12 protein-coding genes are annotated in these 13,129 nt (G+C 68.6%); 10 read left to right on the forward strand and 2 right to left on the reverse strand.

Annotated elements, in window-relative coordinates:
- Positions 1–237: 237 nt before the first annotated feature.
- Positions 238–495: a helix-turn-helix domain-containing protein gene (locus ACWPWW_RS11890; protein ID WP_454050584.1), complete on the reverse strand. Its 258-nt coding sequence runs from the start codon at positions 493–495 to the stop codon at positions 238–240.
- A gap of 639 nt (positions 496–1,134) precedes the next feature.
- On the opposite strand from ACWPWW_RS11890, the gene ACWPWW_RS11895 reads away from it, so the two are divergent.
- The 10 genes from ACWPWW_RS11895 (at position 1,135) to ACWPWW_RS11940 (ending at position 10,452) form a co-directional block, all read left to right on the forward strand.
- Positions 1,135–1,500: a hypothetical protein gene (locus ACWPWW_RS11895; protein ID WP_454050585.1), complete on the forward strand. Its 366-nt coding sequence runs from the start codon at positions 1,135–1,137 to the stop codon at positions 1,498–1,500.
- On the forward strand, positions 1,497–2,234 hold the full coding sequence (locus tag ACWPWW_RS11900; protein WP_454050586.1) for a hypothetical protein: 738 nt from the start codon (positions 1,497–1,499) through the stop codon (positions 2,232–2,234). Before ACWPWW_RS11895 ends, ACWPWW_RS11900 begins: the two co-directional genes overlap by 4 nt.
- Positions 2,218–2,583 (forward strand): hypothetical protein, encoded by a 366-nt coding sequence (locus ACWPWW_RS11905; protein WP_454050587.1) that lies wholly within the window; start codon positions 2,218–2,220, stop codon positions 2,581–2,583. Before ACWPWW_RS11900 ends, ACWPWW_RS11905 begins: the two co-directional genes overlap by 17 nt.
- Before the next feature lie 184 nt (positions 2,584–2,767).
- Positions 2,768–2,929 (forward strand): hypothetical protein, encoded by a 162-nt coding sequence (locus ACWPWW_RS11910; protein ID WP_454050588.1) that lies wholly within the window; start codon positions 2,768–2,770, stop codon positions 2,927–2,929.
- Positions 2,922–3,851, forward strand: a complete 930-nt coding sequence (locus ACWPWW_RS11915; protein WP_454050589.1) for a hypothetical protein — start codon at positions 2,922–2,924, stop codon at positions 3,849–3,851. Before ACWPWW_RS11910 ends, ACWPWW_RS11915 begins: the two co-directional genes overlap by 8 nt.
- Before the next feature lie 20 nt (positions 3,852–3,871).
- Entirely contained in the window at positions 3,872–4,255 is a 384-nt protein-coding gene (locus tag ACWPWW_RS11920; protein WP_454050590.1) for a hypothetical protein, read from the forward strand.
- A gap of 141 nt (positions 4,256–4,396) precedes the next feature.
- Entirely contained in the window at positions 4,397–5,092 is a 696-nt protein-coding gene (locus tag ACWPWW_RS11925; RefSeq protein WP_454050591.1) for a TnsA-like heteromeric transposase endonuclease subunit, read from the forward strand.
- Positions 5,089–7,152, forward strand: coding sequence for a hypothetical protein (locus ACWPWW_RS11930; RefSeq protein ID WP_454050592.1), 2,064 nt, complete (start codon positions 5,089–5,091; stop codon positions 7,150–7,152). Before ACWPWW_RS11925 ends, ACWPWW_RS11930 begins: the two co-directional genes overlap by 4 nt.
- On the forward strand, positions 7,152–8,255 hold the full coding sequence (locus ACWPWW_RS11935; RefSeq protein WP_454050593.1) for an ATP-binding protein: 1,104 nt from the start codon (positions 7,152–7,154) through the stop codon (positions 8,253–8,255). The genes ACWPWW_RS11930 and ACWPWW_RS11935 overlap by 1 nt, the downstream gene beginning before the upstream one ends.
- Positions 8,248–10,452, forward strand: a complete 2,205-nt coding sequence (locus tag ACWPWW_RS11940; RefSeq protein WP_454050594.1) for a TniQ family protein — start codon at positions 8,248–8,250, stop codon at positions 10,450–10,452. Before ACWPWW_RS11935 ends, ACWPWW_RS11940 begins: the two co-directional genes overlap by 8 nt.
- Here the strand turns inward: ACWPWW_RS11940 and ACWPWW_RS11945 are convergent.
- The gene (locus ACWPWW_RS11945) at positions 10,449–13,022 is read right to left on the reverse strand and encodes an AAA family ATPase (protein WP_454050595.1); all 2,574 of its coding nucleotides are present in this window, start codon (positions 13,020–13,022) and stop codon (positions 10,449–10,451) included. The genes ACWPWW_RS11940 and ACWPWW_RS11945 overlap by 4 nt on opposite strands.
- Positions 13,023–13,129 lie beyond the last annotated feature (107 nt).

Consider the following 13,129-nt stretch of genomic DNA (forward strand, 5'->3'; position numbering starts at 1 on the left):
AGCAGTGCGCGTCGCGCCGCCCTGCGCGGGGGTTCTCCGCCCTCGACGTCGAGGGGAATGCTCGCCGGGACGGAACGCTGAGTCAGAAGCGGTACAGCTGCCCCAACGGTGTCATCCTGCCGAAGGCGAGTCGAGCGGGCCTCACGCTGGCCGTCTTCGACCTGTGCGACACGACAAGCAAACGGTGGACCGACCCTGAGGGGACGACGTCGGGTCTCACGTGCGCGCCCGTTGCCGTCAGGCTCGGCTGTCGGGATCCTCTGGCTCTACGTGCGGGAAGAAGGATCGCGGCGATACACGGAGCGCGGAGGCGAGCTGCCAGACGGTGGTGAGCGTGGGGTTGCGCACGCCCGTCTCGACTTCCCCGATGTAAGTGCGTCCGACGCCCGCGACGTGGGCGAGCTGCTCCTGTGTCAGGCCGGCATCGGTCCTGATCAACCGGAGCGTGGCACCGAAGGCGCGCAGCTGAGTCGCTTCCGGTTCCTGACGCTGCACTCGTTCGACGCTAGAAGTCGAGAGGGTCGGCTGCGACCCCCTATGAGTGGAGTCTGAAGCGACCCGCATTGTCTAGACGCTACAGCACGTTGGCGAGCGGCAAAGTGGGCTCAGCGGCACGACGGCTCTTGACGCGCTCGCGAGCATGTCTACTATGAGTGGAGTCGTCGACGACAGCGCTGATGCCGCCGACCTAGCGAGGCACTCCGACGTAGCCCGCACCCCCGCGAGATGCGCCGCCCCCACCACGGGAGGGAAGGCAGCCATGCGAGACCCGTCCCCGAACCCGGCACCACTTCCTCCCCGTCCGAGACACGCCTCAGTGCTGTGGTGGGCGCCGACGTTGGCGATCGCCGCCGCCACGCTCATCGGTGGCATAGCGTCGCTGCTCGCCGAGGAGCCGATCGCGGTCACTCTCGGTTGCTTCGCTATCACTGTCGTGGCCGGCTCGGGCGGGATCCGAGCGCGCGAAGAGTTCAGGAAGGGATGGCGCAGGGGTTACGAGAGCGCCGTCCGCGCTATGGTCCAGCACTCGGCGGGCAGGACTGCCGACGTGGAGGTCCGCGCGGCCGTGCACGGTGACCCCACCCCCGAGCCGTGGGACGAGCACCAGCCGATCGTCGTGCACCGGAGCCGGCGATGAGCGGCATGCACGTCGACGAGCTCGTCCTCGCCGACGCCACCGGCGTGTGGGCCGTCCGCTCCCTCAGCCAGACTGTCTATTACGTCGACGCCGACTCCTCGCTGCTGCTCCGGCAGCCTGGTCCGGACTCCTCGCCCGGCCCCGGCGACGGCAGGTGGGTCCCGTTGGTCTCGGTCGAGGCCCTGTTCCGCGGGGACCTGGGAGTCGTCCGAATCGGCGACCGGCACCGGTACCTCTACGACTGGGACCTCACGGGCAGCGAGTACGGGTACTGGATCCAGAGGCTGGTCACCTCCATCGACTACGTCGAAGCCGAGGAGCTTGCCGAGCTGCCCTCCTTTCCGCAGGACGACCCGCTGTGACCGGCCCCAACTCCTCGCGGCTGTTGCCGGTCCGGGTGGAGCTCGCCGAGGACGCCGTCATCAACTTCGAGGAGACGGGTTACGAGGAGGTCCGGTTCACCCAGAGTCAGATCGACCAGGCGTTCCGCACCGGGCTGATGCAGCCTCCGACAACCACCGAGCAGGACCCGGACGTGCCCGCGGGGGTCACCGTCACCGGAGACGTGAAGTTCTTGGTCGGGCAGGTCGACCTCGGTGCCGACCTCGGCATGGAGGTCCTGGTACGCGGCCTCGAAGCGGCGATCGATGCGGTGACCCGTGGCTACCGGAAGTCCCCTGCGGGTAGTGAGGACCCCGACGCCGAGCAGGAGCCGTCCGAGGACGAGCCCGTCAACCACGGACCGGGCGACGAGCCGAACCCGCGCGAGATCCTCATCCCCGTCCACGAGGCTGACGACCGCCTCGAGGACTTGCTGGACGGGATCGAGCAGGGTGCCCGCGTCGTCCTGGTCGACGACGGTCGGCGGCTCGCGGTTCTGATGGCGTGGTCGGACTACGTGGGCCTGCGCGAGAAGCTCGCCGCCGCGGCCGCGGCGTTCTGGACCGCCTGGCGGAGCGGGGTGTTCGACGTCGCGGGGTACGCCACCGACGTGACCACGATCCTGCACAAGCCCGGTCCGAAGTCGGGCCCCGTCCCGGGCGACGACGAAGAGGTCGCCGTGGAGGAGGGTGACGGCGATGAGCGGATCCGCTGAACAGTCCCACGGGTCCGTGTGGGAGCACATCGAGCGCGTCCTGCCGGTGGCCGAGGTCGTCCCGAACTACGACGAGCTCGCAAGCGGCCTGAACGCGGGCACCCCCGTCGTCCTGACCGACGGCGGAACGCGCATCGCGGTCATCGTGGCGTGGGACCTGTGGACCCTGCAGCACGAGCGCTACCTGTACGCCGCTGCGCTGTCCTGGGCGCACTGGCGTACCGGACGGTTCGACGCCGCCGGCTTCGGCTGGGACGTCCTTCAGTACCTACGGCCCCCGATGCAGGAACCCCTGCACCCGGTCGTGCATCCAGGCGAGGACGGTGGTCCTGATGAGAAGTCCGGTTGACCCGATGCACACCGCCGGGCGATGGCTGGTGACGACTGCGTCCGGGGCGATGCACCTGATCGAGTCCACCCGGCCCGGCGGGACCGTCACAGTGACCCGAGTGACCGCCGGGCCGGCCGGCGACGACCCCAGGTACCCACTGGGGACGCTCCGTCGCGACGACCAGGCCCTGCAGGTGACGGGCGTGCAACACCGGATCGGGACGATCATCGGCGACGGGATCGTCGTGGGGCAGGACATGTGGTTGTCCCTCGAGCCGCTCGACCCCGCCGCCGACCTCACCCTGCGCCGCACGACTCCGGTCATCGCGGTCGACGAGCTGCCGGAGGTGGGCGCACGTGGCTGACGACGACCCCGACCCCGCGCCGACGGGCGCCGGCGACGACGAGCGGGAGCGCAACCGCGAGCAGCGCACCGCGGCCCGCCGCCAGCTGTTGGATGTCCAGCCCGGGAACATCCGCGACCTCGACGCCGCGGCCGCCTGCGAGTGCTCCTGCCACCCACGACCCGGCCAGCCCGACAGGCACGGCGGTGACCTGTGCTCGTGCCAGTGGACCGACCCCGACCGTGCAGCGCACCTCGCGGAGTTCAAACGCGTCATCGAGCAGCAGCGCCCGGAACAGGAAGCCCTGCAGCTGGAGAACGCTCGGGCCCTGGCAGCGGCCGCGGCGGAGCTCGACATCGAGGCGTCCGAGGAGGTCCCGGGTGCGCCTTGGGTGATCGTCGGGCGCGTCGACGGCCGCCGGTACTACCTCCGCGATCGATGGGAGACGTACACCGTCGTCGTCGCGCCCGCTGACGACCCCGATCTTGACCCCTGGCGCGCTCCCGCAAGTGCCCGTCTCGTCGTCGTGCGCAGCGGTGACTCCGCCGACCTGTTCACCGGCCGGTGGGTGAACTACCGCCGGGCGCTGCGGGTGATCGCCGCCGGCGTGCGCACGCAGCTGCGCCGGGAGGCGTGTACGCACCCGCACGACGACGCCGACCGCTTCTGCCCGGAGTGCGGTGTGCCGCTGCGAGACGAGGCGACGCCCATCCGCACCGACCGGGATCACCCGCAGGGCGAAGACGAGCGCGATGGTTGGCGAACCGGCCAGCACCTGCGGGCGATCGGGGCCGCTGACCGCGCTTGGCGGGACGCCGACGACCAGCTCCGCGGCGCCATCCAGCGTGCACGCGCGGCCGGTGACCCGTGGTGGCTGATCGCGCTCGTCCTGCACGTCGACGAGCAGGACGCCGTGCGCCGGTTCGGCGACGAGCCATCCTGACGAGCCGGGACCGCGAACTCGTGGAAGAGGCCACTCAGGTGAGTCAGGAGGTCGATCGACGCCCGATCAGGGGTGCGACGGGACTTTGGACGATCGCGTCATCGGACACGGTCGTCGTCGTCGACGTGGACTCGTTCAGAGCGCTGTGGTGCTACGGAGGTGATCCCGAATGGCACCACGGCGGGCAGTTCTGGATCACGCTCGTCGCGGTCATCGGCTACGAGCACCGCATGAACGGCTTCGTGCAGGTCGGCGACCGGCACCGCTACACCTACGACTTCGATCCGGAGTCCGATGCGACCGACTTCCGATGGTGGAACCAGGGGCCGGTCCGGACGATCTCGAGTGCCGAGGAGGGTGCGGTATCTGCGCTGCGTCTGTGCTCGACGAGTCCGTGGATGTGAGGGCCCGCCAACGTACGTCACCGTCAAGACATTGAGGTATAGCCGCAGGTCAGCGGCGTGTGTAGCCTTGCGTCGAGGCCCGGACGCGCCTACCGTCGGACGGACACGACCCCTCTCGCACCGCGCCTCGAGGAGGTTCCGATGTCGATGACGATCCGGTTCCGGGTCGACCACAGGCCCAGGGCGCTGGAGCTGGCCGAGGGCCAGCACCTGCTTGCGGTACGGCAGGCGGAGCACCGCCCGGAGCGGTTCTCCTGGCGGCCGAACCAGCGGCACATCCCGGGGTACCGCTGGACGGTCACCAACTCGGGTCACGTCCCGCACGAGTCCCAGCACGAAGGCGTCCGGGTCATGCTTGCCGACTTCGACCCGAGCGTGGTGAGGATCGTCTCGCAGCCGTTCGACCTGTATCACGACGACAAGCTCTTCCAGATCCCTGACCTCATGCTCGTGCACCGGGACAGCACGATCACGATCGTCAACGTCAAGCGGCCGGACGATGCCGCGAAGCCGAAGGTGCGGGAGAAGTTCGCCCGCGTGACTGAGGACCTGGCGGCCGTGGGGTGGGAGCACGAGGTCTGGACCGGTTCCCCGCGCGCCTTCGTCGCGAACGTGGACGCGCTGTCCGCGTACATGCGTCCTCAGCTCGCGCTCGACCTTCCGGTCCGGCCCGACGCGCTCCACGGCCTCACCTATAGCGAGGCCGTGCTCGTCCTGGAGCACCTCGTCGGAGAGGATGCCCGGGCATACGTCGGCGCCGCGCTGTGGCGCCACGACCTCGTCTGCGACATGGACCTCCCGATCGAGCGAACCACGCTGCTGTGGAGCCAGTCGTGAGCACCGGATACGCCCTCGACCTCCGGACGGGCGCACGATTCCGGTACGACGGGCGCACCTGGTCGGTGACCGCGTTCACCGAGGGTGGGTCGCTCCAGGCCCGAGCTGCGACGGGTCAGCGCATCGCCCTCTCCATTCAGCACCTGGTCCTCGACCCGTCGTTCTCAGCGCTCGGTGACGGCACCCCGGTCGCCGCTTCCGAGATCGCCATCGAGGAGCTCCTGACTCCCGAGGAGAAGAAGGAGCTCGACGAGAGGACCTCGCACGTGCGCGAGGCGCTCACCGGGTTCAAGTCTGGCGACAGAGGTCAGGCTCTCGACGGCGAGCCCCGCCCGGAGTACGACCCCCGCCTCTCCCAGAAGCGCCGCAATGACGCCAAGGCGGCGGAGATCGGTGTTCACCCGCGCACCATCGAGAACCTGATAAGGAAGTTCCGCGAATCCGGTCCCGACGGGTTGATCGACGCCAGGAAGGTACTTCCTCGCGTCGACCACTTCGCGACCTGGCGGGACGTCGCTGCGGCGCTGCTCGCCGAGCGCACGGACAAGACACGCGTGGGCAAGAACGTCGTCATCCCGATGATCGATGAGCAGGTTCGGACGAAGTCCCCGAGCGCCCCTATCCCGAGCAAGTCCGTGAAGTACGAGATCCTCGACGAGCTCGACACGAACCACCAGTACTTCACGGGCTCCACGAAGACCGAGCGCGGACGCGCTGCCGTGCCTGACCGGGCCTACGCGTACAAGAACGCCACGCGGCCCGCGCAGTACGTCGTGCTGGACACCACTGTGCTGGACGTCTTCGCGATGAATCCCCTGGACGGTAAGTGGGTCAGGTGCCAGCTCACTCTGGCGATGGACTGGTGCACGCGCTGCATCGTCGGGCTCAGCCTCACGGCGCACTCGACGAAGGCCAAGGATGTGGCCTCGGTGCTCTATCAGGTGGTGCTGCCGCGCCCCGTAATCGACGGCAAGAGCTGGCCGTACGTCGGCGTTCCGGAGAACATCGTCGTGGACGAGACCAAGACGATCTTCGGAGGCCGGCCGCTCGGACCGGCGCTCTTCCCCGAGGGCATCGTGGTCGACCACGGTCGGCAGTACATCTCCCGGCACGTGGTGAGCATGTGCCACCGCTTCGGGATCCACATCCAGCCTGCTCGCAAGGGTCGCGGGTCGGACAAGGGCATCCTGGAGCGGTACTTCCGCACGATCCGCGAGGGCTTCCTCCAGCACCTGGCTGGGTACACAGGACCCGACCTCGCGAGCCGCGGCCGGCATGTCGAGGAGGACGCCTACTACTTCATCGATGAGCTCGAGGGGCTGCTCCGCGACTGGATCGAGGATGTGTACCACCGTGACGAGCATGGTGGTCTGCGCTCGGAGTTCGCCCCCGGCGTCGAGTTGTCTCCGGAGGAGATGTACCGCCTGAGGATCGGGATCACCGGCCAGATCAGGGTGCCAGCGCGCGCTGACCTGGCGATCGACTTCCTCCCCGTGGTCTACCGCAAGATCAACCACTACGGGGTTGAGTTCGCCGGGCTCATCTACAACGGCAACGCGCTCCAGAAGTACAAGAACACGAAGAGCCATATCGGCGGGAAGACGAAGAAGGCCAACCTCTGGCCGATCGCCTTCGACCCGGATGACGTGCGCCGCGTGTTCTTCCAGGACGGGCGGGGCACGTGGCACCTCCTCCACTGGCAGAAGAACGACACCGTCGGCGGCCCGCTCAGCATGAGCATGCTCGACGCTGTCAAGGAGCTGTTGCACCCGGCGGGCAAGCGCCGCGGCCCCATGTCCGTGGCCGACGTCCTGTCGAGGCTGCCGCTGGCGTCCGCTCACAGCGTCGCCGGCCGCAAGGCCCTAGTCCGCGAGACGATCAAGCGGCGCGACCCCCTCACCCACGATGTGCGGACGCTCGCCGGCGGACCCGACGAAGACCTGACGCTCGACGTGTTCGAGCAGATCGCCAGGACCGCGGCGGTTGAGTCTGCCGATCTGGAGTCGGAGGACTGGGACGACGTGTTCGCCGGCGACGACTCCACGTACCCGGAGGCGTGATGGACTTCGACTTCCCCGTGCGGCCGTCCCTCCGGTTGACGTCGACCGCGGGATGGGAGGAGTACGTCAACGCCCCGAAGCCGCCTGACCCGCCGCGCCTGACACGGCGCGAGTACGCGTCGCTCACCGACCGGGAGCGCTTCCGGTACAACGTGCTGCGCTCGATGCACCACTCGAACCTGGGGCCGTTCGCGACGCCGTCGGTCACGCGGTTCCGCTCGCAGGCCGATCCCCTTGTCTTGGGCAACTTCCAGGACGCGACGCGCCTGCGTCCGTCGTTCGGTCTCGACGGTCAGGCCGGTACGGGTAAGTCCACAGCCGTCTACATGCTCGCGCGCGAGGTCTGGCACATGCAGATCGACCTCTTCGGGGACAGGACGCGCTTCGGTCAGGTGCGGGCGCCGGTGACGCGAATCAGCCTGAAGGGCTCGAACACGGAGAGAGCGATCAACGAGTCGTTCGCGACGTCGTACTCCGGTCGCGCCGTTGGCCGGTCGTCGGCCCAGGCGCTCGACCGGTTCTTCCGGTACGCGCGGGAGAAGGAGACCGTCCTGGTCATCGTCGACGACTTCCACTTCCTCGAGAACGGCGACCCGGTGGCGATCTCGAACCACCTCAAGGGGATCTCGGAGGAGGTGTCGGCCACCTTCATCTTGATCGGCGTCGGTCTGGCGACGATGCCGATGTGGGAGGACGAGAACTCTGGCGTCACACCGAGCCTCTCGCAGACGTCGCGCCGGTGGACGCTCCTGCACATGGACTCGATCTCGGTGCGGACGGCTGAGCAGCGCAAGGAGTGGGCCACCCTGCTCCGCACGATCGACGAGAGGATCGTGCTAACCCACCACCGCCCGGGGGATCTGCCCGCCATGGCCGAGCTCCTGTTCGAGCGGACCCAGGGATCGATCCAGACCCTGATGGACGCGGTGAACCTCGCGACGAAGGTGGCGATCGACTCCGGAGGTGAACGCCTCACCCCCACGCTCCTCGACAGCCTGATCCTCTCGCGAGCCGCGGAGGACGGCACCAAGCGCCTGCGGGCCGAGAAGGAGCGGCGTCGGCAGCGTCGTCAGCAACCTGAGGCACCGGCTGCTCATGACTAACCCCCTGCGGCTCCCGCTGATCGCGCCTCCGCTTCCAGGGGAGTCGATCGTGTCGTGGCTGCAGGCCGAGGCCGAAGAGGTGATGTTCTCGCTTCCCGACCTCCTCGACTTCCTCGGGATCCCCCCGGACACCAGCAGACGAGACCTCCTGCTCCGTCTCGAGCCCGAGTGGGTCGGCGAGCTGAGCGAGCTCACGGGCAAGCCGCCCGAGGTGTTCACCGGCATGACGCTCGCTGGCTGGAACGAAAAGCTCCAGGTGAACGGTCGCAACGCCGCCGCGGTCGGCCTCGGGGGAGCCACCACGGTGCGGTTCTGCGCCGAGTGCCTGGACGAGGACGACGGGCGGTGGCCGCTGGTCTGGTGCACGCCGTGGTCCTTCTACTGCACGCGCCACGACTGCTACCTGGCTCAGCGTGCGCCACGTCGACTGCTGCGCATGTGGAACGTGCGCGATGACCTGAGTGCCGTGAGCGGGCTGACGGACTGGCACGACGGACCGTCGGCCGTAGCGGTGGAAGCGCAGGAGTGGCTCGGCGGGCGGCTCAGGGATCCGGTGGAGGAGGCGAGCGACGTCCTCACCGCGCTCCACCTGCTCACCACCCGGCTCATCCGCTCCGACATCTCCGCCGTCGCCCGGTCCATGGGTAACCCGTTCGAGCAGGAGGTCCGCCTTGCTCAGCTCGCGGATCACGGACCAGACCGGCGCGGCGCCCGACAGGGCCGGGTAGCGTTGGCGCACCAGGTCGCGTCCCCGGTCCTCGTCGTGGCGACGGAGTGGACCCGGCGGCTCTTCTGCGCACCGACGCTCGGCGAGGCGACCGAGGTGATCCGACCCGAGCTCGAAGCGGAGATGCGCGAGGTCCCTTGCTCGCCGGACGCCCGGCTGAAGAAGTGGGGAGGGCGTAGCCCCACGCTGACGGCCGCCGCTCTGCCGCTGATCAAGGGAGCGACCGCCACATTGCCGATGGCCCTGAGGTTCCGGCTGAGCACACCGACGATGCGCTGGCCGGACGTCGACTCTGACGCCATCGAGGAACGCGAGCGGCGTGTCCCAGCTGCGCTGTGGCCAAGAGCGACCGCGTCACTGTGGAGGCCCGAGTACGGTTCGCTCGGCGGGTTTCGGGGCGCTGCGTCTATAGCGCTCCTCCACGTCGGGGCGAAGTCGATGAGCTACGAGACCGCGATGGAGCACCTTGGCACCGTCCGCCGGATGCTGCCCTTGACTCGTCTCGGCGACGACGACCGGAACGACGTCGTACGGAGCCTGGCCGAGATGGCAGACGCCATCGACAGCTCCTCGGTCATCATCGACTACGCGCGCCGACGTGCTCTGGACTACGGGACCCTGCTGCCGTTCGCCGAGTGGGACATCATCGCCCAGACCTCGCGCTGGCCGTCCCCGTGGCGGGTGCACCCCGGAGCCCGGACCCTTCTGCGGAACCTCATGCTCGGCGAAGACCTGTCGCACCTGCACGATCGGGCCTCCCTGCTCTTCCGGCGGCTTCCCGGCCCGGTCTACGAGAGCCTCGTCAGGTACGGCGAACGCTGGCTGGGTGACCAAGGGATTGACGAACCGCTCACGGACGCCGGTCCCGACCTCCCGGAGCGTTCGCTCCCGGACCTGCTCGGGGGTGTCCGGGGGCATGAAGTGAGTGTCCTGCGTCTGGAGACCGACCCGGCGCTACGAGGGCAGCCGGCGCGGACCATGCGCGGCCGGCCGCGGTACACCGCCGAGACCTATCAGGTGCTGTACGAGGAGCAGCACCTGACGACCTACCAGATCGCCCACAGGCTCCGTGTCTCTCCAGCGACGGTTGCGCGCCACCTCAGAGACGCGGAGGTCGACCTGCGAGCCCGTGGTGGTGGCTCACGACCGCCGTCGACCAGTCGGTTCCCTCTGCACGACCTTCCGCTCATGCAGAGGACGTTGAACTCCGACGGCGGGCTCCTCCGTGTCCGCCGGTTCGCCACCGCCGTCCAGTACCCGACCATGAGCGCTGCCGCTGCACATCTCGGGCTGAACCAGAGCTCGTGGGTGCTGCAGATGCAGCGGCTCGAGCGCGACGCCGGCGCACCGCTCGTCGAACGTGCCGAGCGGGGTCGCCCGCAGCACACGACGGCGGTTGGCGAGACCCTCCTGGCCGAGCTGGCGACGCTCGAGCTACGGATGTCCGACGCCCCGGTACGTGGGGGCTAGTCGTCCGCGAGAAGATAGGCGCTGCGCGCGGCCTCGAGCTCTGCCCAGTGCTCCTCGAGTCGCGTCAGCGTCGGCGCGACGTCCAGGGTCGTCAGTGGCTGGGAGTGCGAATCGATGTATCGGCACGCCGCCCCGAAGATGCGGACGACCGGTCCGCTGGCTGCAGCCAGCGCCTCTCCCTTGATCTTCTCGAGCTGCGTCATGTGCACCGCGGGCTGGTGCCGCTGGGTTACGCCCTGCAGCAGCTCGGTCTCGGTGAACACCTCGCACCAGGAACGAATCCAGCCGTAGCCGGTGCGGACCAGCGCGGCTCGCGCCTCACCGTCCTGGGTGCGAGCGGCGGCGATGGTCTCGTTGATCTTGCGCTTGATGCCGTTCAGCGTGTCCCACCGCGGGTGTGTGGCACGGGTAACCCGGCCCTTCCCCTGCTCGTCGTCGATCTGGAAGTACGCGCAGCGCTTCGACTTCTCCATGAGGTTGAGCATCGTCATCGTGAACGCGATGTCGTGCGTGAAGACGATGACCTGCGCGGTCTGGGCCAGGTTTGTGATCCGCTCAGCGACCTCGTGGATCCGCCGGTGGTCCAGACTCGACACCGGGTCGTCGAAGACCACGGGTGCCGAGATGCCCGAGAGGCGCGCCTCGGCAAGGAAGTCGGCCAGGGCGAGGACCTTTTGCTCGCCCTCGGACAGCACCTTCGATGGCCGGTGCTTCTTGTCGAGGACCTTCCGCCGCTTTGCGGTGGCGTCTCGCCCGAGGTATTCGACCTTGAGCGACGGCGCCCGAAGCGACATGCACTCCTCGGCGAAGTAGGTGGCGAAGCTCTGGTTCATCAGGGCGTCGCTGGCCGTCTTCGAGAGGGTGGTCACGGCACGACGCAAGGTGGGAGCGGGTCGCACGAGAGCGGTGAGGCGATCGGCCTCCCTCGCGTTCTTCACCTGCGTCTCGATGAGCCCCCAGGAACGGCCGAGCTCGGCGGCGGCGGTCAGCTCGGCCAGATCGCGGCGCTTCGCCCGCAGCGCGTCGGAGCGGTTGGCGTGCTCGCCCTCGAGTGCCCGGACGGCGCGCTCGACCTCGGCGAGCCGGGCAGTGAGGTCAGTATGAGCCGTGATGACCTGGGTTGCGAGCGCGCGGTCGAGGACGGCGCCGCTGTTCGTGCCGACCTTCAGCGAGTCCAGCACGGACGCGATCGACTCGACGGCAGCGTAGTACGGCGGGCGCTCACCCTCGTCCTTCAGTTCTTCCACCCACGCGGTCACTTCGGGGGCGTTGACGCTCGTGACTGCAGCTGCCGCCTTCGCGAGCGACTTCTTCGCGGCGGCGAGATCGGCGCCGATCTTGTCGGCGAGGTACCCGGCGTACTTGGTCACGAGCTCCTGGGCGCGGTCGCCGAGCGGCTGACGGCAGTACAGGCAGCGACTCTCGTCGTGAGCGCCGAGGGTGACGAGGTGCTGCCGGTAGGTCTCGCCGACCTCGATGAACGTCTTCCACGTGTCGTCCGGGTTCGCAGGAAGATCAGCCGCGGCGAAGAGCTCCGTGCGAACCAGGGTGTACTCGGCCTCCAGGGTGTCGATCGTCGCCCGCGTCGCGTTGTACGCGTCGACGTCGAACGCCTCGAGGCTTGTCGCCACCGCAGTGGCCTGACCCAGCACTCGGACGATGCGCTGCTGCGCCTTGATCGTCGTCGGCAGCGTGTCGGCCTCGAGCGCCGCGACGGCCTTCTGGAGATCGGCGATACGCGCGTCGACGTCGTCCGAGGCGTCGGCCATACCCCGCAATGCATTGACGTCGGTGGAGGCGCCGAGCGTCTCCACCAGTGGGTAGGCGGACGCGTCGCGAGGGATGCGGGACAACAGGACCGATGTGCCGCTCGTGAGTGCGTTGAGGTCGGCGGTGATCCGCGTTTCGACGGCCTGGATGCCAGCGTTAACGTGATTGAACAGGGCCAGGCTCGCGGGCACGTAGACGTACTCGAGGTCGGAGTCCACGTGATAGCTGACGGACGGGCTGTCGAAGATCGACATGCGAGTGAACGGTGACACGCCCCCGGCCTCTCCGGACCAGCGGAACGTGTGTGGCGTCTCGCCGAGGTCGTACTTGATCAAGGCGCTCTGCGCGGTGACGGTCGGTTGGGAGACATCGCCGAGGATCTCGTCCGCGGTCCTGCTGGCGGCGAGGGTCTTGAACAGCCGGGAGTACCCGGTCTTCCCGGTGCCGTTCTCGCCGTAGAGGATCGTCAGCCCCTCGTGTGGCTCGATCACGGCTCCGCCAACCAGTGCGTTGACTCCTGTGATCTGGGACAGCGACGTGATCCGGAGGACCTCGTCGGACTCGGTCGGCGAAGAGGCAACAGCCAGCAGCGGCTCCTTCGGCAACGCGCGGGTGTCGAGCGCCTTCTCCTGGCGAAACAGGGCGTAGACGTCGTCGATTTCGGAGGCCGGGAGGGCGCGGCCGTCGCTCAGGACCCGCCGCACGATCGCGCGCACCCACTCATCGGTGCCGTTCGCCCAGGTGCTCAGCAGCTCCCGCGCGTCCACTCCGGCGCTGACGGCAGGCTCGGTCTCGCTCACGTACTCCCCTTGCGGTCGCGTCGATGCGGACCAGATCGTCAAGACACCGTGCACCCGGTCGTTCCTACAAGCCCACGGACCTAGGTCCTAGCGCAGCGGCCCAACCG

This window comes from Cellulomonas sp. Marseille-Q8402, from assembly GCF_965119525.1.